Here is a 20,927-nt window from a genome sequence, read left to right as displayed (position 1 = left end):
GAGCATTAGTTTTGGTAATCGATTTGTTTTTTGGCACAATAAAAACTGGAGACAGAATTTGAGGTGGATGACATGGGTAAAAAGAGAATGGGTTTACTTGTAATGGCTTATGGAACTCCCTATAAGGAAGAAGACATTGAGCGTTACTATACACATATCCGCAGAGGAAGAAAGCCTTCTGAGGAAATGCTTGAAGATTTAAGAAGCCGGTATGAAGCGATCGGCGGAATATCGCCGCTTGCAGAAATTACTAAAGATCAGGCTGAAAAACTTGAACAGCATTTAAATGAAATTCAGGACGAGTATGAATTCAAAATGTATATTGGGTTGAAGCATATCGAACCGTTCATAGAAGATGCGGTTAAACAAATGCATGAGGATGGGATTGAGGAAGCTGTCAGCATTGTTCTTGCGCCTCATTTTTCAACCTTCAGCGTGAAATCATATAACGGCAGAGCCAAGGAAGAGGCTGAAAAGCTTGGCGGCCTTGAAATAAGGTCAGTTGAAAGCTGGTATAAAGAGCCTAAGTTTATTAAATATTGGGCTGATCGGGTAAAAGAAACCTTCGATAAAATGCCTGCTGAAGAAAAAGATTCTGCAGTGTTAATTGTTTCTGCACATAGTTTGCCGGAAAAAATCCTGCAATCAGGGGATCCATATCCGCTTCAGCTGCAGGAAACAGCTGACCTCATAGCCGAACAGGCTGGTGTCAAAAACTATGCTGTCGGCTGGCAAAGTGCAGGAAACACACCTGAGCCATGGCTTGGGCCTGATGTACAGGATTTGACAAGAGATCTTTATGAGAATAAAGGCTACAAAGCATTCGTTTACACACCAGTAGGTTTTGTGTCAGATCATCTTGAAGTGCTGTACGATAATGATTATGAATGCAAAGTAGTCACTGATGAGCTGGGAGCAAGCTATTACCGCCCTGAAATGCCGAATTCACAGCCTGAGTTCATTGATGCAATGTCAGATGCCATTATTAAATTGCTGAATAGATAAAGCGAAACTTCACTCAGTGGGGGCTTACTGCCTGTTGACTGCGATAATGCAAAAAATTAGAAAAGAAGGCGATTTACCGTGCAGGGAGAGAGACAGAAAGTTATTGTTGCCGGAGGAGGAATTACGGGTCTTGCTGCAGCTTACTATCTGCAGAGGGAAGCTAAAGAAAAGGGCTTGGCTCTGGATGTTAAGCTCATAGAGGCTTCCCATCGCCTTGGCGGCAAGATTCAAACAATATTACGAGACGGTTTTGTGATCGAAAGAGGGCCAGACTCCTTTTTGGCCCGTAAGCAAAGTGCAGCGCGCCTTGCTATGGAAGCGGGACTGGAAAAGGAACTTGTGAGAAATACATCCGGCAAGTCTTACGTACTTGTAAGGCAGCGACTATATCCAATGCCTGGCGGATCCATCATGGGCATCCCGACACAAATTGCTCCCTTTATTACTACCGGCTTATTCTCTCCTGCAGGAAAGGCAAGAGCTGCGGCAGATTTTGTGCTGCCGCGCTCCAATCCTTCCACAGATCAGTCTCTGGGTGCCTTTTTCAGAAGAAGGCTTGGTGACGAAGTTGTCGATAATTTAATTGAACCGCTTCTCTCTGGCATATATGCAGGCGATATTGATCAATTGAGCCTTATGGCCACTTTCCCGCAGTTTTATCAGGTTGAGCAGAAGTATAGAAGCTTAATAATGGGAATGAAGAAGGCTGCAGGCTCTCAGCCGAAACAAGCCGGAAACAGCAAAAGCAAAGAAGGAATGTTTCTTACTTTCAAATCAGGGCTTCAATCACTTGTCGATGCTCTCGAAAGCAAGCTTGAACCCGGGACTGTGCTGAAAGGCCATCGCATTGAATCGGTTATTAAGAATGGCAAAAGCTATACCGTTGAAATAAATGGGGGAGAAAGCCTTAATGCAGATTGCATAGTTATGGCTGTTCCCCACCATGCGTTGTGCAGCATCTTCTCCGGCTGGGGACTTTTTGAGCAGTTTAAAGAAATGCCGTCCACTTCAGTGGCAACTGTAGCTCTGGCTTTTCCAGAAGATGCGATTGAAAGGGATATAGATGGAACGGGTTTTGTTGTTTCACGCCACAGTGATTACACTATTACTGCCTGTACCTGGACACATAAAAAATGGCCTCATTCTACCCCAAAAGGAAAAGTGCTTCTGCGCTGTTACGTTGGCAAAGCCGGTGATGAAGCAGTTGTGGATCTGTCAGATGATCAAATTGTTAAAGTTGTGCTTGATGACTTAAATAAAACGATGAATATTAATATGAATCCTGAATTTAGTTATGTAACAAGATGGAAGGATTCAATGCCTCAGTATACCGTTGGACATAAAGAACGCGTCGGATTGGCAAAGAAACAGGCGCAGGATGAGCTGCCGGGCGTTTTTCTGGCAGGAAGTTCGTATGAAGGTCTTGGTGTTCCTGACTGCATAGATCAGGCAGAAGAGGCAGTTCGAAATACATTAGAATACCTGCAAATCAACAAGCCAAAAGCTGTCCGTGTGTGACAGCTTTTTAAATTGGCATCATTTCAGGTTGCTTTTTCAAATAGAGTATGATACATTACTTCATGTACTAATGACCAAATTGTTCATTTAGTCATTTTCGAAGAGGTGAGTTTATGTCAGCAGATCGGAAACAGCAGATTCTTGAAGCAGCCACAAAATCATTTTCTCTTTTCGGCTATAAAGCAACCACTATGGATCAGGTTGCAAAGCTTGCGAATGTTGGAAAAGGAACTATCTATAATTTCTTTAAAAATAAAGAAGAGCTGTTTGATGAAATTATCCATACGCTTATCACGGAAATGAAAAATGCAGCCGATGAAGCGCTTGATCCTTCTTTGCCCTTTCACAAAAATGTTCATCGGGGATTGTATAAAATACTTGAATTCCGCATGAAGCATCAGCTGACAATCAAGCTTTTCCAGGAAGCAAAGGAAATGGGAACTCCTGCTGTTACAGATGTAATTGGGAAAGTGGAGGATGCGATAATAAAATATGTAAAAGATAAAGTTACACTTGCCATTGAAAGAGGAGAAATCCGGGAATGCGATCCGGAACTGACTTCCTTTGTCATGCTTAAGCTTTATATTGCACTTATTTTTGATTGGGAACAGCGTCATGAACCATTGGAAAAAGAAAAAATAGCTCTTCTGTTTGAGCAATACATTATGAAAGGATTATCGAACTAGATAGTCCTCTATTTTTTCAGGAAAATGACCGAATGAGAAAAATGGTCAAAAAGTAATTTGGAGGGATTTACGGTGAAAAACAAACTTTTCCTTAAGGAGTTTTCAGCCATTATAAAAAACAAAAAGCTGCTGATTCCGATTATAGCAGTCATGTTTATTCCGGTTTTATACAGTGGAATGTTCCTGTGGGCATTCTGGGATCCATACGATCATTTAGATGATCTCCCGGTTGCCATAGTTAATGAAGATGCCGGTGCTGTATTGGAAGGAAATGAAATGCACCTGGGCAATGATCTTGTTGATAATTTAAAGGAAAGCAAGGACTTTAACTTTCAATTTGTTGATAAAGAAGAAGCATATAAGGATCTAAATGATCAGCAATACTATATGCTGGTTGAAATTCCCAAGGATTTCTCCAAGAATGCTACCACTCTGCTGGAAGACAAGCCGCAGAAAATGAATCTAATTTATGTTCCTAATGAGAGCTACAATTTCTTATCTGCTCAAATTGGCGGGACGGCTGTTGAAAAAATTAAAGCGTCACTGTCAGAAAAAGTAACTGAAACATATGCAGAAACCATGTTTGATAAGGTAGGGGAACTAGCAGATGGCATTGGACAGGCAAGTGATGGTGCTTTTCAAATCAGTGAAGGAGCAGCTGATCTTAAGGACGGCTCCAAAACCCTGCATGAGAAGCTTGAGCTTTTGGCCAATAAATCCATTGAGTTCAATAACGGCGTAAGCACAGCAAGCAAGGGTTCTAAGGAAATGGCAGAAGGTGCTAAATCTCTTTCAGAAGGTTTAGGCCAACTTGCAGGAGGCCAATCGGAATTGAGAAATGCTTCTGATCAGCTAAAGTCAGGAAGTGAAGATCTTTCTGCAGGTGTTACACAAACAAAAGAAGGAATCTTAACAGTTAAAGAAAAACTTCCAGTTATGATCGATGGAACCGAACAGCTTGAAAATGGAGCAAACACATTATCTTCATCTCTGGATCAATGGCAGACGGAAGCGCAAAAACTCAGCGGAGGCACTGCTCTTTTAGAACAAAGGCTGCAGGGCATCTTATCGCAGCTTCCAGAAGGTTCTCTTGAAAAGGCTGAGCTTCAGACTGCACTTGCACAGCTGAAGACCGGATCAGCCCAGCTTGCCGAATCAGCCGGCAAACTATCAAGTGGAGGAGCTGAATTATCCCAAAGAATGGGGCAGTTAAAGGCAGGACAGCAGCAGCTCCAGCAGGGAATAAATCAGCTTGCCCAGGGAACAGCCGAGCTGGAAAATGGCTCCCTTAAGCTGGTACAGGGCCATAAAGATTTCGATGCAGGAATGGAAACATTTGCTCAGAAGTTTGGTGATGCGCAGGCCGGAGCAGACAGGCTGGCAGGCGGTGCAGCAGATCTGTCAGGAGGCCTTGGCAAACTGACACAAGGTTCAGCTGCATTTGCAGACGGCTCGAAGCAGCTTGAAGCTGGTGCAGGCAAAGTTGCTGAGGGTAATTCACAAATTTATGAAGGGTCGTCTGAGTTAGCAAATAAATTAGCTGATGGCGCTGAAAATGCTTCATCAGTAAATGCCAGCGATAAAACGTATAACATGATGGCAAATCCGGTAGAAATAGATAATGAGAAGATTACAGAAGTTCCAAACTACGGTACAGGATTTGCACCTTATTTTCTGTCTCTTGGTCTTTTTGTTGGAGCTCTGCTGCTTTCCATTGTATTCCCGCTTAGGGAACCGGCTGGCGTTCCGCGCTCAGGATTCAGCTGGTTTGCAAGCAAGTTCGGAATCCTTGCAGGAATAGGCATTATTCAGGGTCTTATTGCAGCGATGATTCTATTGCTGGGACTTGGCCTGGAAGTTCAGAGTGTACCTTTGTTTCTTCTGTTTACAATCCTAACCAGTCTGACTTTCATAGCGCTTATTCAATTCTTTGTCACTGTCATGGGTGACCCAGGCCGGTTTGTTGCGATCATTATTTTAATACTCCAGCTGACAACAAGTGCCGGTACTTTTCCGCTTGAGCTGATTCCTAATGCACTTCAGCCAATCAGTTCATATTTGCCTATGACCTATTCTGTTTCCGGTTTTAAGGCAGTCATTTCAAGCGGCAATTTTGATTTTATGTGGGAGAATGCGGTAATTCTCCTGAGCTTTGGAGCCTTGTTCATTGCAGGATCTTTTGTTTACTTTACTGCCATGCACAAGAAAAGATTTGCAGCTGCTGCAGAGCAGACTGATTGATTATAAGTAAAAGCAAAGCCAGCCCTGTGTGGGCTGGCTTTAGATATATTATTCTATAAATCTGTCATTCCCATGCATTTTTCACACTTGTTTCCGTAGCATTCATGCTGTTCTTCGATCGACTTCCCGCATTCTGAACATTGTTTTGCCGGCAGGTTTCTGAAAAACTCCATAATGTTTTGAATCATGTTGAAGCCTCCTAATTTGTGTTTTTGTTCTAAATAGTTTGATTATTTAAGTTCATTGTATTATAACAGTGTTTTTATGTCAACATCTGTTTCAATACAATTTTAAAAAAGTGAAAAAATAGGCATAATCGAGTATATTGGACATAGGAAAGCCAGATTATCCAGTAATAGCGAATTCGCTTGTGCTTTCTTTTAGGCTCTTTTCGTGTAAAACGTTGTTTTTCGACTATCAATGTTGTCCGTTGATTTCCGCTCCAGGCTGCTCGCTTTCCGCGGGGCGAGCGGTGAGCCTCCTCGACGCTCCGCGTCTGTGGGGTCTCACCTGTCCCGCTATTCCCGCAGGACTTTGAATAAGCATCCTCGAATAAGCACCGCACGAAGGAAATGCGCCAGCATTTTCGAGGATCTCGCACCTTCCGCTCCAATCAACTCAGTAAATAATAAACGAAAAGCAACAAACCTTGCGAAAACAGCCTTCTTTTAAGATAGCGTATAATTCTGAAGTTAATTAACTGTCTAGCTTCAGACGACTTTCGTTTTTCTAATTAGGAGGGAATTTGTGATGAAGTTAACTGTAATCGGCAGCTGGGGCGGTTATCCTAAAGCAGATGGGGCCAGTTCCGGGTATTTGCTGGAGCATGAAGGATTTCATTTGCTGGTAGACTGCGGAAGCGGCGTGCTTTCAAAAATGCAGAATTTTTTTCAGCCAGAAGACTTAGATGGGCTGATTATCTCGCATTACCATCCAGATCATATTGCGGATATAGGAGTGCTGCAGCATGCAAGGCTCATTCAGGGCTTCATGGGCAAGAAAACAGCTGCACTCCCGATTTATGGACATTCTTTCGACCAGCCTGAATTTGCCAAACTTACATATAAGGATATTACAAAAGGAGTCGCCTATGATCCTGAAGGCACTCTCACAGCAGGACCATTTCAGATTCGCTTTATGAAAACCAATCATCCTGTGCCATGCTATGCAATGAGAATTGAAGCAGGCGGCAAATCACTTGTTTACACGGCAGATACTTCTTATAAAGAAGAGCTGGTGGCATTTAGCGAAAATGCTGATCTATTAGTTTGCGAGTGTAATTTTTATGGTCATCAGAACGGGGAAAATGCGGGGCATATGACAAGCCTGGATGCTGGAACATTGGCCAGCAAAGCAAAGGTGAATAATCTGCTGCTGACACATTTGCCTCATTATGGTGAACTTCGAAAGCTGAAGGAGGAGGCATCGACTAAATATGCCGGTCCTATTTCTATAGCGGATTACCAATGGTCTCATATATTTTAAGGAGGAAAATAGATGCTTTTTATCGACAACCAGGGAATCACAGATCCCAGAATTAATCTTGCTATTGAGGAATATGCACTAAAGAATCTTGATATTGAAGAAACCTATTTGCTGTTTTATATTAATGAACCTTCCATTATTATCGGAAAAAACCAGAATACAGTAGAAGAGATTAATACGGAATACGTGGAGGATAATGGCATCCATGTTGTTAGAAGGCTATCTGGAGGAGGGGCCGTTTATCATGATTTAGGCAATCTCAACTTCAGTTTTATTACAAAAGATGATGGTGACAGCTTTCACAACTTCCAAAAGTTTACCGAACCAGTTACAGAAGCTTTGCAGAAGCTTGGTGTGAATGCTGAATTAAGCGGCCGGAATGATCTGATGGCAGAAGGCAGAAAAATATCCGGGAATGCCCAGTTTTCCACCAAAGGGAGAATGTTTAGCCATGGCACCCTCTTGTTTGATTCCGAAATTGAAAGTGTCGTTTCAGCGCTAAAGGTAAAGAAGGATAAAATTGAATCAAAGGGCATTAAATCAATTCGAAGCCGGGTTGCTAATATCTCGGAGTTCCTGGGCGAAAAAATTACGATTGAAGAATTTCGCACTTTGCTTCTAAAGAATATTTTTGGAGATTTAGGTGAAATTCCGGAGTACAAGCTTACGGATGAGGACTGGGAAAGAATTCACCAGCTGTCCAGGGAGCGCTATCAGAACTGGGATTGGAATTATGGAAGATCACCTAAATTTGATCTTCAGCATTCTTATCGCTTCCCAGTTGGTCAAATTGATATCAGACTTAATGTCACAAAAGGAAAAATTGAGGGATGCAAAATATATGGGGACTTCTTTGGGGTTGGCGATGTAAGTGAAATTGAAAACAAGCTAACAGGAATTCGCTATGAAAAGTCAGAGGTTGAAAAGGCTCTTGAAGGATTGGAAATTAAGCATTACTTCGGAAATGTGACTAAAGAAGAATTCGTTAACCTGGTGTATTAATGAGAGAAAGCTGGCATAATGCCGGCTTTTCTTATTCTTATATAAAGTCTTGCGAGCCAGTCACTCTGAAAAAAAGAAATTGTGAAAGATTCGCTTTCCTACTTGAATACAAAAATTTCTTTCAATATAATATATTTAGAAAATTTATTTAATAAAAATGAATGACTATTCATTCATTATAGGGGGAGTGTAAATGAATTTAACAGAGCAGCTGCATGAAACGGCGATTAAGATGGGCGATAAGACTGCCTATTATTTTATGGATCAGTCCAGTACGTACGCGGAGCTTGATGGTGCTGTAACCAAATTTGCGGATGGGCTTTCAAAGCTGGGAGTGAAAAAAGGGGATCATATTGCTCTTTTACTGGGGAATTCACCGCATTTTGTCATCGGCCTGCATGGAGCACTGCGGCTTGGAGCAACTGTTATACCGATCAACCCAATTTATACACCTGATGAAATCGGCTACATTGTAAATAATGGTGATGTAAAAGCGGTTGTCACGCTTGATCTATTAGTGCCTTTAATTGAAAAGATGCATCAGGCGCTTCCAAAGGTAGAAAACTATATTATTTGTGATACACCCCAGGGACAAGCTACAGAACAGGATCTGTCTGCATTATCTGCTTTTTCAAAAATGAAATCGTTTACACAATTAATTGCTTTAGGAGATATTGGGTTTAAGGGCCCTGAACTCGAAGAAGATGATACAGCCGTTATTCTATATACATCCGGTACGACAGGAAAGCCAAAAGGTGCCATGCTTACACATAAAAACCTCTACAGCAATGCAAAGGATGTAAGCGACTATTTACACATGAATGAGAATGACCGGGTTATTACTACTCTGCCTATGTTCCATGTTTTCTGTTTAACGGTTGCTCTCAATGCACCTCTCATGAATGGGGCTACCATTTTAATAGATCCAAAATTCAGCCCGAAAGAGATTTTCAGGCTAGCCAAAAAATATGAACCTACTGTTTTTGCCGGAGTTCCGACCATGTACAATTTCCTTCTTCAGTATGAAGATGGCAATCCGGAAGATCTGAAATCATTAAGGCTGTGCATATCAGGTGGTGCTGCCATGCCGGTTGCGCTTCTCCATGGTTTTGAGAAAAAATTCAGTGTCATTGTTTCGGAAGGATACGGTCTTTCAGAAGCTTCTCCGGTTACATGCTTCAATCCGCTTGATAAACCGCGTAAAGCAGGCTCGATCGGGCAATCCATTATGAACGTTGAGAATAAAGTCGTAAATGAATTGGGAGAGGAAGTTTCTGTTGGCGAAGTTGGTGAATTGACCGTACGCGGGCCAAACGTAATGAAGGGGTACTACAAGCTGCCGGAAGAAACCGCGGCCACAATCCGTGATGGCTGGCTTTATACAGGAGACCTTGCAAAAAGGGATGAGGAAGGCTATTTTTATATCGTTGACCGTAAAAAGGACCTTATTTTAGTCGGCGGCTATAATGTGTATCCGCGGGAAGTAGAAGAGGTGCTCTATAATCACAGGGAGGTCGTAGAAGCTGCTGTATTGGGCGTGCCTGACCCGAATCTGGGTGAAGCGGTAAAGTGTTACGTAGTAACAAATAATCCCCAGCTGACAGAAGAATTGCTGCTTGCATACTGTGAAGAGCATCTGGCTAGATATAAAGTGCCATCATCGATCGAATTTTTAGAGGAGCTTCCCAAGAATACAACTGGCAAAATCTTACGAAGGGCATTGAAGAATCAGGTTCTTCAGGCTAAATAGGCTTTTAAGGGCAGGCATGACATGTGTCTGTCTTTTTCTATTCTTCATTTGAATTGCTAAATTTGAAAGGGTTTTCGCGGAATTTATCGAATTATTAGGTAGCAAAAGAAAGAGGAGAGATACATATGAGTTCTATTGCAGTCGAAAGAAAAGGTCATATTGCGGTAGTAACGATTAACCGCCCTGATGCAATGAATGCTTTTAATTATGAAACTTTGTCGGAGCTCCAGGAATCAGTTGAAAAACTGCGCACCAGTCCGGATGTTCGTGTTGTTATTTTTACAGGGGCTGGAGAAAAAGCATTCAGCGTCGGAGCGGATCTTAAAGAGCGCAGGACATTATCTGATGAGGAAGTACGCAGGAATGTATATAAAATAGGTGAGGTATTCTCCCTGGTTGATCAGCTTCCGCAGCCTACTATCGCTGCCATAAACGGTTTTGCGTTCGGAGGCGGGATGGAATTGGCACTATCCTGCGACTTCCGCATTGCAGTTTCCGGCACTTCCATGGGACTTACAGAAACAAGCTTAGCCATAATACCGGGTGCAGGAGGCACACAGAGGCTTCCAAGACTGATTGGCCAGGCTAAAGCCCTTGAGTTAATATTGACGGCAAAGAGGCTCACTTCTGAAGAAGCGCTTAATTACGGCATCCTTACTAAAGTGACTGAAAAGGATAATCTATTACATGATTGCTTTGAGTTTGCCGGACAAATGCTTAACAACGGGCCAATTGCCCTTCAGCAGGCTAAATTTGCTGTAAAGCATGGAATGGGTGTTGATTTGCAGACTGGGCTGCAGATTGAAAGGAAGGCATACGAAGTTATTATTCCAACGGAAGATAGAGTTGAAGCTCTTTCAGCTTTTGCCGAAAAAAGAAAACCTGAGTTTAAAGGGAAATAAAATAAATTAGTAATATGAGACACCGCAGCATTTAATGCGGTGTTTCTTTATTAATATAATAAATTTTTTGAAAATTATTAAAAAATCACTTGAATCGTACAGCTATTGACTATATAATTTAGTGAATAAAAGCATAAAAGCATAAAAGTACTGAAGTAAAAGATAGAGATAAGAGGGGGACAACCAGTATGTTAGAGAGAGTAAAAACATTTAAAGCTATAGCTGCGGCAGGCCTTATAGGAACTTTACTGCTAAGCGGCTGCGGAAGTGAAAGTACAAATGGGGAAGCCGGCTCTTCGGATAAAGAAAAGGGAGAGTCAATTAATATAGGAGTTACTCAGATTGTCGAACATCCTTCGTTAGATGCGGCGCTGGAGGGCTTTAGAAAGGCATTGGAGGATTCAGGCATTAAAGCAAGCTACGATGTCCAGATTGCTCAGGGGGACCAGAATAATAATCAATCCATTGCCAATAATTTTGCCGGAGATGGAGTGGACCTGATCTTTGCCAACTCTACACCCAGTGCATTAAGTGCACTGAATGCAACGAAAGATATACCAATTGTATTTACTTCAGTAACTGATCCAGTGGGTGCGCAATTAGTTAAATCACTGGATGCACCTGAAGGAAATATAACTGGTACAACAGATACCCATCCTGATGCGATACCCAGCATGGTTAAATTTATAGATGAGCAATTTGAGGCTGGAACGGTAGGTGTTATTTACAATTCAGGAGAACAAAATTCAGAGGTGCAGATTGATAAGGTGAAGGAAGCTCTTTCTGGTACAAATATGAAATTGGCCGAAGCTACCGTATCCAATTCTTCTGAAGTGAAACAGGCTGCAGAATCACTTGTCGGAAAAGCAGATGCCATCTATATTATTACCGATAATACTGTCGTTTCCGCTTTGGAATCTGTCATTCAAGTTTCAAACGACAATGATATCCCGCTTTTCGTGGGAGAGCTGGATTCTGTAAAACGCGGGGGATTTGCTGCATACGGATTTGACTATGAAGATATCGGATATGAAGCCGGGGAAATGGCGGCAAAAATTTTAAATGAAGGCAAGAAGCCATCCGAACTGCCTGTCCAATATCCGCAGAACCTAAAGCTGGTAATCAATAAAAAGGCTGCAGAAGAAATGGGCATTGACTTAAAAGATGAATGGAACGGGCTTGCTGAGTTTGTGGAGTAATGTCTGCAAATTATTAGCGCTTTTCTAATAGAAAGGAAGATTACTATGCCAACTGCCATCTTTGGCTCCATTGAAGCAGGCGCTATTTATGCCTTAATGGCGCTGGGCGTTTACCTCTCATTCAGAATATTGGATTTCCCCGATCTGACGGTTGATGGAAGTTTTGTAACGGGTGCATCTGTTGCTGCTGTCATGATAACAGGGGGATACAATCCATTTTTGGCGACTATGGCAGCATTGCTTGCGGGTTTTGCAGCAGGCTGCCTTACAGGCCTTCTTCATACAAAAGGAAAAATTAACGCGCTTTTATCAGGAATATTAATGATGATTGCATTATACTCTATAAATCTCAGGATTATGGGTAAGTCAAATGTTCCTCTGCTGTCTGAGGAAACGGCTATTACAAAGATTACAGCATTCTGGCAGGGACTTGGAATTGATCAGACTATCCAAAGCCTGCTCGGAGCGGTGGGAATGAGTTTTGTTCCTAAGACCTGGGGGATTCTATTGCTTATGCTGGTTTTAGCATTTGCTGTTAAGGTACTGATTGATCTTTTTTTAAAGACAGATATTGGATTGGCTATACGGGCGACAGGAGACAATGAGACGATGATCCGCAGCTTTTCTGCTGATACAGACCTCCTGAAGATAGCCGGTTTGGGTATTTCAAACGCACTGGTGGCATTTTCAGGAGCATTAGTGGCACAGTATAACGGATTCAGTGATGTCGGAATGGGAATCGGGATGATAATCATCGGGCTTGCATCCGTAATCATCGGAGAAGCAATTTTCGGTGCAAAAACAATTGTCAGAGCTACATTGGCTGTCATCGGAGGAGCCATTCTATACCGGATTATCGTAACTCTTGCATTGAGAGTGGAATTCCTTGAAACAGGAGATATGAAGCTGATTACAGCAGTAATCGTGATTGGTGCGCTAATTCTGCCCAAGCTTATTCAGCAGCAGAAGGAGAAGCAGAGAAAGCGCAGGAGATTGGCAGAAGCGAAAAAAACGAATGCTTACGGGAAAAGTGGTGAACAATTTGCTGCAATTAAATCAGATTCATAAAGTGTTTAATGAGGGAACACCAGATGAAAAAACAGCTCTACACAAAATAGATCTTCACCTGAAACCAGGGGACTTCATGACGGTTATCGGCAGTAATGGAGCGGGAAAATCAACTCTTATGAACATGATCTCAGGCAAATTGATTCCTGATATGGGAGAAGTGCTGGTTGATGGAAAGGATGTCACTCTCGTGAAGGAACATAAAAGATCCAGGCTGATTGGACGTGTTTTCCAGGATCCGATGGCCGGAACAGCCCCTTCCATGACGATAGAGGAAAATCTGGCCATTGCTTATGCGAGAACTGCGGCGCGCGGACTTCGCAAAGGGGTTTCCAGGAGACGGCGTGACTTTTTCCAGAGTCACCTGGAAATGCTTCATCTGGGATTGGAAAATAGACTTTCAGCAAAAGTTGGACTGCTGTCAGGCGGAGAACGGCAGGCGCTCTCCCTGCTGATGGCGACCTTCACAGAGCCAAAAATATTACTTTTGGACGAACATACCGCTGCCTTGGACCCGGCTCGTGCAGAATTAATTACCAGCCTTACGAAAGAGATTGTGGAAAAATATAATCTTACCACATTAATGGTAACCCATAATATGCAGCAGGCGCTTGACCTGGGAAATAGGCTGATCATGATGGACAAAGGCCAGATTATTTTTGAAACAAATGAGGAAGAGAAGAAAGATTTGACAGTGGAAAAACTGCTGGAGGAATTCCAGAAAATCCGTGGGGAGAAAATGAACAGCGACAAGGCGATTCTTATTTAGATTTGTGGACCGGACAAGGTTTTTGCCTTGTTCGGATTTTTTGTTCAAGCGGCATTATATCAAAATTCAAAGACGATAACATATTCTTCTAATTTTAAGTCTATTATAGTATAATTTTTAGAACCTTTTATTATATTTTTAGGCGGTGAGCATCATGGCAGAACTTGCAGTCGGCAAGCCTTCCGGTGAAGTTAGAAAAGGGGTGCAGTCGGGAATCAGCATCGCGATAGGATATGCACCCATTGCTTTAACATTTGGGCTGCTTGCCAAAACAACCGGTCTTACAATAGGTGAAACAGTTTTAATGAGTTTGCTTGTATTTGCCGGGGCAGCACAGTACATATCCCTGAGCCTGCTTACACTGGGAACAGGCATATTTGAAATTGTTTTAACAACTTTTATCGTGAATATCAGGCACTTTTTGATGTCTACTTCTCTTAATGAAAAGTGGGACGATGAACAGGCTGCCAACAAGGTGATTTTATCATTTGGGATTACGGATGAAACCTTTTCAGTTGCAGCAGTACGTGAAGAAAAGGTAACAAGCGGTTATATGCTGGGGCTCATATCGGTTTCCTATGCAAGCTGGGTCATATGTTCGGGGCTTGGGCATCTTATTGGGGCGAGCCTTCCGCAGACCTTGCAGGAAAGCATGTCTGTTGCACTTTATGCCATGTTTGTCGGCCTTCTTGTTCCGTCTATGAAAAAAAGTGCAAAAGTTGTTTTTCTTGCCGCACTTGCAGCGTGTTTTAACACGATTTTCACTTTGACTAATACGCTATCGACAGGCTGGGCAATTGTATCGGCCACGCTTTTATCTGCTGTAATAGTGGAATGGATAGAAAGTGTAAAAAACAGGGACAGGGGGCAGGAGCATGAGTAGCCATATTGTGTGGATGATTGTTGGGATGGCAGCAGTTACTTATATCCCAAGGCTGCTGCCTTTTGTGCTTTTTAAGGGGAAGGAGCTTCCCGGCTTTGTTCAGGGGATATTAAAGAATGTGCCTTATGCGACATTAGGGGCACTCATTTTTCCGGGTATTCTTTTTATAAATGAAGATATTTGGTTTGGTCTGCTCGGTGCAGCTGCTGCTTTTCTGGCAGCCTTTTTAGGCGCAAATGTAATTGTCGTTGTACTGGGATCAATAGCTGTGTTATCTGTATATTCTTTTTTATTTTAGAAAAGATAATGATGGATGTTCTTTAGCCGGTTCCTTCTTGAACCGGCTTTTTCAATAGAACAGCTGGAATAGAAAGAAATGATTGTCCCATCAATTGAGTTCTATTTACAGATTTTTATACTAAACTAAATATAGAAAGGTTGTACCATAGGAGGGGAATTGGATGGCGCGGAAATTAGGTTTTTATGGGGCTCTGGCCTTTTTCGTATACGGTTTATTTTTTTATTGGTATCTATTCTATTTTGCTGATGCCAGTCTGCCCTTTGAGTATGAAGGGTCACGGGCAGATCCGGCAACTTTCCTGAACGGCAGGGAACTGATGCTCAGTGAGGAATATTCTAAAATAAGAAACCTGCTGTTTTTTATTTCTACACCTTTTGAATGGATATTTTATTTATTTATTCTTTTATTTGGCTTATCAAAGGCTTTTAAAAAATGGGCGGAACAGACTGCGCCATACAAATTCCTGCAAACGGCAATCTATTTGATTTGGCTTTCTTTTTTCGCCTTTATTGCTACGATGCCATTAAGCTATATCAGCTTTTCGCTTTCAAAAACGTATAATATCTCCACTCAGAGCTTCAGTGGGTGGATGAAGGATGAACTCATTGATTTTTGGGTTAATTATGGAATGATGCTTCTTATCGTGTCTGTTCTTTACTGGCTGATTAATAAGAGCAGGAAAAGATGGTGGCTTTACGCATGGCTATTATCAGTTCCATTTACCTTATTTATGATGTTTCTGCAGCCGGTTGTCATTGACCCTCTGTATAATGATTTTTATCCTTTAAAAGATAAACAGCTTGAAACGAAAATTCTTGATTTGGCCAATCAGGCTAAAATACCGGCTGAACATGTCTTTGAGGTCGATATGGCCGAGAAAACGAATGCGCTGAATGCATATGTAACAGGGATCGGCTCAAATTCAAGAATTGTTCTTTGGGACACAACTCTAAATAAATTAACTGAAGACCAAATTCTGTTTATAATGGCACATGAAATGGCCCACTACGTGGAGAAGCATATTTACATCGGAATTGGAGGATACTTGCTGCTTTCTCTGCTGGGGCTGTATTTGACTGCTAAATTAATGGAAAAAGCAGTAGATAAATGGGGAAGAGCGCTAAAAATTCCTGCAGTAAATGACATACGTTCCCTGCCGCTTTTTTTGATGATTCTTTCAATGCTGCTCTTTATTTCAAGCCCTCTATCCAATCTTGTTTCACGGTATCAGGAAACAAGGGCAGACCGCTATGCCATTGAAATGACAAAGGATTCAAAAGCCGCAATAGAAACATTTCAGGAGCTGACACGTGCCGGTTTAAGCCAGGTAAATCCGCCGCTTCTTGTGAAAGTATTCCGATATGGGCATCCAACGATGCTTGAGCGCATTTCTATGCTGGAAGAATTTGAAATGGAACAGAGGCAGAAAGAACGGAAGCAGACAGAGGAATGAGTTGCTTCATTATAACTAAAAAAGTAGGCCAATCGGCTTGCTTTTTTTAAATTCCATTTTTATAAATATGTATGCTTCCTTCATCGTCAGCCTGAATTTCATTGTGAAAATAGACGCCTGCATCATCGTCAATTCCATAATCAGTCGCAGCACTGACTTTTCCTGCCGCTGCCTTTAGATTTTCCCGTTCATTCCACTTGGTAAAATGGACACTGATGGCGCAACCCCTGATTAACCCGAGCCCTTTCAAAAAGAGGTGCTGTCTTTTAGGTGTATCAATAGGGGGAATGATGCAATGTTCCGGGATGATCAGGGCGCCTGCCGAAAAGCCTGCTACAGGAATACCATTCATGTACATCCTTCTAATGCATTCTCCGGTTTCACTATCAACAATTAATTTTCTGTAATTTTCTGTGTTACCCCCTCCAATAATGATGCCGGAACAGGACATTAATTCTTGAAGGTAAGATTCTGCTGGGTCAGGGGAAAGCGGGAGATAGCAGAAACTCCTGGCTCCATAAGAAATTAAGGCAGAAGTATACTTCTTCATATACATCTCCCAGCCTTCCCTTTCCAAAAAGAGTATAGCTATTTTGCCATCCGAGCCGCAGGCAAGCTCTGTAAACATTCTTCCTAACCTTTGCCCAAATGGAGGGCTTCCGCCCATTAAAAATAAATGCCTGCTGTTCATTATTCCTCGCCTTCCTGACTAAAAATAAAATACCCCGCTGATTGGCGGGGGCAAACTGCTTTTTATGTGCCAAAACGCTTGGAAAGTTCTTTGTATTGCTTCGAAAAATGCATAAATGCCGGTTTATTTCCTTCATCAATCGCTGCGTCTACTTTTTTCATCAGCTTTTCTCTTTCATTATTCAGCAGTATTTCGGAAATAAGCATATCAAGGTAAAGATCCAGTACATAAGATTCCTTAAGATTTTTCCGCTTAGATCCACTCGTTTTCATTAAGTCGGTGTATGATTTTTCCTTCATGGAAACCACCCCTGAGCTTTTTAATATTATATGGAATTGCTTCTGAATAATCAACTAATTTTTTAAATTTTTAGAAAATATTTTCCGGATGTCTAAAATGTGAACAATTTAGAAACTATTGAATAAATTAGTAATTTTTAGATAAATTGGTGTTAATATGGAAAAGCGAGCACGAAATAGAAAAGGAGATGAAAATGTATGACCCAAAATATTCAAATAATTGAAGAATATGAAATCAATCCAAATACGATGATTATTAAACCTCTCTCTTATGGGATAAAAGTCTATTCGCAAATCTGGGAGCTTGATGAGGAAGTAACTTCTCCCTTTAAGCCGATTGAAATTATTAAAAGCAGCTGTAAATATTTTGGATCAAGCTATGAAGGAAGAAAAGAGGGTACACGCCAATTAACCGGCTTTACCCATAAAGCTCCGATAACGATTGACCCCACAAATTTCATTTATTTTTTCCCGACAGCCTCTCCAAGCAATCCGGAATGTATGTGGATTGCATTGGATCACATAAATTACTTCAAGAGAGCGGAGAACGCACAAACCCAGGTAGTTTTTAAGAATAAACAAAGCTTTATAATTCCAGTCTCATATACGACTCTGAATAACCAGGTGCTCAGAACAGCACTGCTGAAAACGACATTGACAAAAAGGATAGAAGATTCAGAGAGAAAGTCACTTTACTATGCGAATGGTTCCAAAATAATGAATGCTTCGGAGAGAAAAGGAGCCTACCAATAGAAAAGGGCTGGAATTGAAGGATAACCAAGAAGCATGCGGAGTTTCATGCTTCTATTTTCCGTAGTATATTACCTTATTAGATGCAGGCTTTCTTATACAAAAATTAATTGGCTTTCCGATTTTTCTCTGGTCCCGGCAAAGGTTTTTTAATAAGATAATACGTCATTAGCTCCTGAACTTTATTGCGGATTCGGGGATTAAAATAATTATGATGTTCCTCATATCCTTTGTACAGGAACATAAACATAGTAAATGCCTCATCCCTCTTTATTTCCTGTACCTTTAGCTGGTTTTTATTCATATAGCGTTTTACCTCAGAGAGTTCACTTTGAATGACCTTCATTGTTTCTTCAACCAAATCAAGATAAGGCTGTTTTAGTTTAAACGGGCTTTTATTAATGACAATGGAGTCGCGATTTAAAACCGTCAGCACCATTGGCAGATAAATAGCCTGTTCCATGATATTACGGTCTTCCTCAGGAATTCTGGTCATATTGTTCTGCTCCCCTTAAATAATAGTATCCTGCCTAGCGAAAGAACATATGTTCTTATCTAATTTTACAAAGGAATGTTTTATCTTGCAAGAGCCTATATTTGTCGAAATACTGTTATACTCATCATTTCCAATAATGAAAAAAAGTTTCAGTCTGAAGCTAATTGGGAAGGGATTTTATTTCTGATGTCGAAATAAGTAGAACACACAGTTAGGAAGGATGAAATAAATGACGCAAAAAAGAACAATTAAACCAGAAGACCTTTATCATTTAAAATCTGTAGCTGATCCGCAGCTTTCCAGGAATGGATCTGATTTGGCTTTTGTCGAGACCAAAATGCTTGAAGAAGAAAATACATATTGTTCAAATGTTTTTTACATAAATACTGCAAAAAGCAATAAGCCTGTTCAGTGGACTTACGGCAAACACCGCAATCATTCACCCCGCTGGTCTCCAGATGGGGAGTTAATTGCATTTGTATCAGACAGAGGCGGGAAGTCACAGATTTATGTAATGAGCAAAGCAGGCGGAGAAGCCAGACAGCTGACACATTGTGCAAATGGTGCTTCAAATCCTGTCTGGTCCCCTGATGGAAATAAACTTGCCTTCAATCTTTCAATAAAATCGGGTGAAGACGCAGAAACACTAGAAAATCAGGAAAAAAAGGAAGAAAAGCCAATACCGATTGAAATTGAAAAAATGAAACACAAATCTGACGCCCAGGGTTTTTGGAACGGAAGGTACAGCCAGGTTGCCTTAATAGATATAGAAACTGGCGAGATGGAGCAGCTGACAACCGGAGAACATGATTTCCAATTGCAGGACTGGTCTCCAGATGGGAAATGGGTTGCTGTTTCGGCAGATTTGAGTGAAGATAAGGATTTTTCTTTTCTAGGCGATGTGTATATCATCCATCTTGAAACAAAAGACATGAAAAAGATTACAAATGGAAAAGGTTATTTCGGAAGCGCTGCATGGTCACCGGATGGAAAATACATAGGATTGTTCGGGCATGAAAGGGAATACGAAAATGCTACGCATACCAAAGTATGGGTGTATAACCTGGAATTTGAAGATTTGCAGTGCCTGACTGCAGAATCAGACATTTTGGCTGGTGATTATGCCATCGGAGATTTCCAGCAGGGTGCAGTAACACCGGGAATTCTTTGGGCAGAGGACAGCAGAAGCTTCTATTTCCTGGCAACTGATCATGGCAATACAGTTGTTTATTATGGCTCTTTAGATGGGGAATTATATCCTGCCCTGCTGGATCAGCAGCATGTATATGGACTGACAACAGGCGGAACTATCAATAAAGCGGTTGTAGCCATCAGCAGACCGTCATCTCCCGGGGAGTTATTTTTACTTGATGTTCCGACAGGGGAATTAAAACAGCTGACAAAAGTCAATGAAGAGTTCCTGAGCGGAGTGGAGCTGGCAGATGCAGAGCCCATTCAGTTTAAATCTTCGGATGAGTGGGACCTCCATGGCTGGATCATGAAACCAGTCCATCTAAAAGAGGGCCAAAAAGCACCGCTTGTGCTTGAGATCCATGGCGGTCCTCATGCTATGTATGCCAATTCTTATTTCCATGAATTCCAATGCCTTGCTGCAAAAGGCTATGCGGTATTGTTTATCAACCCGCGGGGAAGCCATGGATATGGCCAGCATTTTGTAGACGCTGTCAGAGGAGATTACGGGGGCAAGGATTATGAGGATATTATGGATGCGGTCGATTACGCGCTCGAAAACTTCGATTTCATCGATAAAGAAAGGCTTGGCGTAACAGGAGGAAGCTATGGAGGCTTTATGACCAACTGGATTATTGGACACACCAGCCGGTTCAAGGCAGCTGTCACCCAGCGCTCCATTTCCAACTGGATCAGCTTTTATGGAGTAAGTGATATCGGCTACTATTTTACTGATTGGCAAATCAAGAGTGATATGAATGATATAGAAAAACTATGGAAACACTCTCCGCTTGCTTATGTGAATGATATAAATACACCACTACTGATTCTGCACAGTGAAAAAGACTATCGCTGTCCAATTGAACAGGCAGAGCAATTATTCATTTCCTTAAAGCATCGGAAGAAAACAGCAAAATTTGTCCGGTTCCCTGAAGCCAATCACGAGCTTTCAAGAAGCGGAAAACCGAATTTGCGAATCAGCCGACTAAACTATATAGCCGGCTGGTTTGATGAATATCTCTAAGATAAAACCGCAGACCTTCGGGTTTGCGGTTTTTTCATAAGGCTGTAAAGGAACACAAAACTTGCCGATATAACAATGTTGTCATTTTTTATGCAAGAAACCATTTAAAATAAATTGCAAAGAATTCAATTCATCTGCAAAATATAAGGTATACAGGATATACCAGCATAGCTATCGAAACTTTTTATTGAACTCTGCAGTCAAATATAAGTGA

General features: G+C 41.6%; 20 protein-coding genes. 16 read left to right on the top strand and 4 right to left on the bottom strand.

The window, feature by feature from the left end; translation table 11 throughout:
- Nucleotides 1-72: 72 nt before the first annotated feature.
- The 4 genes from hemH (at nt 73) to AC3WTL_RS10085 (ending at nt 5,450) form a co-directional block, all read left to right on the top strand.
- Nucleotides 73-1,005: a ferrochelatase gene (gene hemH, locus AC3WTL_RS10100; RefSeq protein WP_492369342.1), complete on the top strand. Its 933-nt coding sequence runs from the start codon at nt 73-75 to the stop codon at nt 1,003-1,005.
- Nucleotides 1,006-1,083: 78 nt separating this feature from the next.
- Nucleotides 1,084-2,523 carry a protoporphyrinogen oxidase gene (hemY, locus tag AC3WTL_RS10095; RefSeq protein WP_492369341.1) on the top strand — a complete coding sequence of 480 codons (1,440 nt, stop codon included), beginning with the start codon at nt 1,084-1,086 and terminating at the stop codon, nt 2,521-2,523.
- Nucleotides 2,524-2,636: 113 nt separating this feature from the next.
- The gene (locus AC3WTL_RS10090; protein WP_035327005.1) at nt 2,637-3,209 is read left to right on the top strand and encodes a TetR/AcrR family transcriptional regulator; all 573 of its coding nucleotides are present in this window, start codon (nt 2,637-2,639) and stop codon (nt 3,207-3,209) included.
- 72 nt (nt 3,210-3,281) lie between these two features.
- Entirely contained in the window at nt 3,282-5,450 is a 2,169-nt protein-coding gene (locus AC3WTL_RS10085; protein WP_492369340.1) for a YhgE/Pip family protein, read from the top strand.
- Nucleotides 5,451-5,503: 53 nt separating this feature from the next.
- Here AC3WTL_RS10085 and yhfH read toward each other — a convergent pair whose 3' ends face one another.
- Nucleotides 5,504-5,638, bottom strand: a complete 135-nt coding sequence (yhfH, locus tag AC3WTL_RS10080; RefSeq protein WP_076261153.1) for a protein YhfH — start codon at nt 5,636-5,638, stop codon at nt 5,504-5,506.
- 562 nt (nt 5,639-6,200) lie between these two features.
- Here yhfH and AC3WTL_RS10075 point away from each other — a divergent pair.
- The 10 genes from AC3WTL_RS10075 (at nt 6,201) to AC3WTL_RS10030 (ending at nt 16,262) form a co-directional block, all read left to right on the top strand.
- Entirely contained in the window at nt 6,201-6,935 is a 735-nt protein-coding gene (locus tag AC3WTL_RS10075; protein WP_492369389.1) for an MBL fold metallo-hydrolase, read from the top strand.
- Nucleotides 6,936-6,947: 12 nt separating this feature from the next.
- On the top strand, nt 6,948-7,937 hold the full coding sequence (lplA, locus tag AC3WTL_RS10070; RefSeq protein WP_492369339.1) for a lipoate--protein ligase: 990 nt from the start codon (nt 6,948-6,950) through the stop codon (nt 7,935-7,937).
- Nucleotides 7,938-8,130: 193 nt separating this feature from the next.
- On the top strand, nt 8,131-9,687 hold the full coding sequence (locus AC3WTL_RS10065; protein ID WP_492369338.1) for a fatty acid--CoA ligase family protein: 1,557 nt from the start codon (nt 8,131-8,133) through the stop codon (nt 9,685-9,687).
- A 125-nt stretch (nt 9,688-9,812) separates the two neighbouring features.
- Nucleotides 9,813-10,589: an enoyl-CoA hydratase-related protein gene (locus tag AC3WTL_RS10060; protein ID WP_492369337.1), complete on the top strand. Its 777-nt coding sequence runs from the start codon at nt 9,813-9,815 to the stop codon at nt 10,587-10,589.
- Between the two features lie 188 nt (nt 10,590-10,777).
- On the top strand, nt 10,778-11,788 hold the full coding sequence (locus AC3WTL_RS10055) for an ABC transporter substrate-binding protein (protein ID WP_492369336.1): 1,011 nt from the start codon (nt 10,778-10,780) through the stop codon (nt 11,786-11,788).
- Between the two features lie 45 nt (nt 11,789-11,833).
- Nucleotides 11,834-12,856: an ABC transporter permease gene (locus AC3WTL_RS10050; protein WP_197214603.1), complete on the top strand. Its 1,023-nt coding sequence runs from the start codon at nt 11,834-11,836 to the stop codon at nt 12,854-12,856.
- On the top strand, nt 12,831-13,625 hold the full coding sequence (locus AC3WTL_RS10045; protein WP_163143209.1) for an ABC transporter ATP-binding protein: 795 nt from the start codon (nt 12,831-12,833) through the stop codon (nt 13,623-13,625). The genes AC3WTL_RS10050 and AC3WTL_RS10045 overlap by 26 nt, the downstream gene beginning before the upstream one ends.
- A gap of 154 nt (nt 13,626-13,779) precedes the next feature.
- Entirely contained in the window at nt 13,780-14,508 is a 729-nt protein-coding gene (locus AC3WTL_RS10040) for an AzlC family ABC transporter permease (protein ID WP_048010686.1), read from the top strand.
- Nucleotides 14,501-14,806, top strand: coding sequence for an AzlD domain-containing protein (locus AC3WTL_RS10035; RefSeq protein ID WP_009331384.1), 306 nt, complete (start codon nt 14,501-14,503; stop codon nt 14,804-14,806). Before AC3WTL_RS10040 ends, AC3WTL_RS10035 begins: the two co-directional genes overlap by 8 nt.
- 163 nt (nt 14,807-14,969) lie before the next feature.
- Nucleotides 14,970-16,262 (top strand): M48 family metallopeptidase, encoded by a 1,293-nt coding sequence (locus tag AC3WTL_RS10030; RefSeq protein ID WP_048010685.1) that lies wholly within the window; start codon nt 14,970-14,972, stop codon nt 16,260-16,262.
- 46 nt (nt 16,263-16,308) lie between these two features.
- On the opposite strand, the gene AC3WTL_RS10025 is transcribed toward AC3WTL_RS10030, so the two are convergent.
- Nucleotides 16,309-16,953: a Type 1 glutamine amidotransferase-like domain-containing protein gene (locus AC3WTL_RS10025; RefSeq protein ID WP_492369335.1), complete on the bottom strand. Its 645-nt coding sequence runs from the start codon at nt 16,951-16,953 to the stop codon at nt 16,309-16,311.
- A 62-nt stretch (nt 16,954-17,015) separates the two neighbouring features.
- A complete protein-coding gene (locus AC3WTL_RS10020) occupies nt 17,016-17,252 on the bottom strand; it encodes an IDEAL domain-containing protein (protein WP_163143203.1) in 237 nt (78 codons plus the stop codon).
- 198 nt (nt 17,253-17,450) lie between these two features.
- Between AC3WTL_RS10020 and AC3WTL_RS10015 the strand changes: the two genes are divergently transcribed.
- Entirely contained in the window at nt 17,451-18,005 is a 555-nt protein-coding gene (locus AC3WTL_RS10015) for a competence protein ComK (RefSeq protein ID WP_248346632.1), read from the top strand.
- A gap of 103 nt (nt 18,006-18,108) precedes the next feature.
- Here AC3WTL_RS10015 and AC3WTL_RS10010 read toward each other — a convergent pair whose 3' ends face one another.
- Nucleotides 18,109-18,498 carry a YhjD family protein gene (locus AC3WTL_RS10010; RefSeq protein WP_252221236.1) on the bottom strand — a complete coding sequence of 130 codons (390 nt, stop codon included), beginning with the start codon at nt 18,496-18,498 and terminating at the stop codon, nt 18,109-18,111.
- A gap of 229 nt (nt 18,499-18,727) precedes the next feature.
- On the opposite strand from AC3WTL_RS10010, the gene AC3WTL_RS10005 reads away from it, so the two are divergent.
- Entirely contained in the window at nt 18,728-20,713 is a 1,986-nt protein-coding gene (locus AC3WTL_RS10005; RefSeq protein WP_492369334.1) for a S9 family peptidase, read from the top strand.
- Nucleotides 20,714-20,927 lie beyond the last annotated feature (214 nt).

It is taken from the genome of Cytobacillus sp. EB106-05-05-XG126 (assembly GCF_058791715.1).
This window is presented reverse-complemented; position numbering and strand designations above follow the sequence as displayed.

Bases quoted from the DNA above. Each gene is read 5' to 3' on its own strand.
- hemH (WP_492369342.1), top strand. From the start codon at position 73: ATGGGTAAAAAGAGAATGGGTTTACTTGTAATGGCTTATGGAACTCCC.
- AC3WTL_RS10090 (WP_035327005.1), top strand. From the start codon at position 2,637: ATGTCAGCAGATCGGAAACAGCAGATTCTTGAAGCAGCCACAAAATCA.
- yhfH (WP_076261153.1), bottom strand. From the start codon at position 5,638: ATGATTCAAAACATTATGGAGTTTTTCAGAAACCTGCCGGCAAAACAA.
- AC3WTL_RS10075 (WP_492369389.1), top strand. From the start codon at position 6,201: ATGAAGTTAACTGTAATCGGCAGCTGGGGCGGTTATCCTAAAGCAGAT.
- lplA (WP_492369339.1), top strand. From the start codon at position 6,948: ATGCTTTTTATCGACAACCAGGGAATCACAGATCCCAGAATTAATCTT.
- AC3WTL_RS10065 (WP_492369338.1), top strand. From the start codon at position 8,131: ATGAATTTAACAGAGCAGCTGCATGAAACGGCGATTAAGATGGGCGAT.
- AC3WTL_RS10060 (WP_492369337.1), top strand. From the start codon at position 9,813: ATGAGTTCTATTGCAGTCGAAAGAAAAGGTCATATTGCGGTAGTAACG.
- AC3WTL_RS10055 (WP_492369336.1), top strand. From the start codon at position 10,778: ATGTTAGAGAGAGTAAAAACATTTAAAGCTATAGCTGCGGCAGGCCTT.
- AC3WTL_RS10050 (WP_197214603.1), top strand. From the start codon at position 11,834: ATGCCAACTGCCATCTTTGGCTCCATTGAAGCAGGCGCTATTTATGCC.
- AC3WTL_RS10040 (WP_048010686.1), top strand. From the start codon at position 13,780: ATGGCAGAACTTGCAGTCGGCAAGCCTTCCGGTGAAGTTAGAAAAGGG.
- AC3WTL_RS10035 (WP_009331384.1), top strand. From the start codon at position 14,501: ATGAGTAGCCATATTGTGTGGATGATTGTTGGGATGGCAGCAGTTACT.
- AC3WTL_RS10030 (WP_048010685.1), top strand. From the start codon at position 14,970: ATGGCGCGGAAATTAGGTTTTTATGGGGCTCTGGCCTTTTTCGTATAC.
- AC3WTL_RS10025 (WP_492369335.1), bottom strand. From the start codon at position 16,953: ATGAACAGCAGGCATTTATTTTTAATGGGCGGAAGCCCTCCATTTGGG.
- AC3WTL_RS10020 (WP_163143203.1), bottom strand. From the start codon at position 17,252: ATGAAGGAAAAATCATACACCGACTTAATGAAAACGAGTGGATCTAAG.
- AC3WTL_RS10015 (WP_248346632.1), top strand. From the start codon at position 17,451: ATGACCCAAAATATTCAAATAATTGAAGAATATGAAATCAATCCAAAT.
- AC3WTL_RS10010 (WP_252221236.1), bottom strand. From the start codon at position 18,498: ATGACCAGAATTCCTGAGGAAGACCGTAATATCATGGAACAGGCTATT.
- AC3WTL_RS10005 (WP_492369334.1), top strand. From the start codon at position 18,728: ATGACGCAAAAAAGAACAATTAAACCAGAAGACCTTTATCATTTAAAA.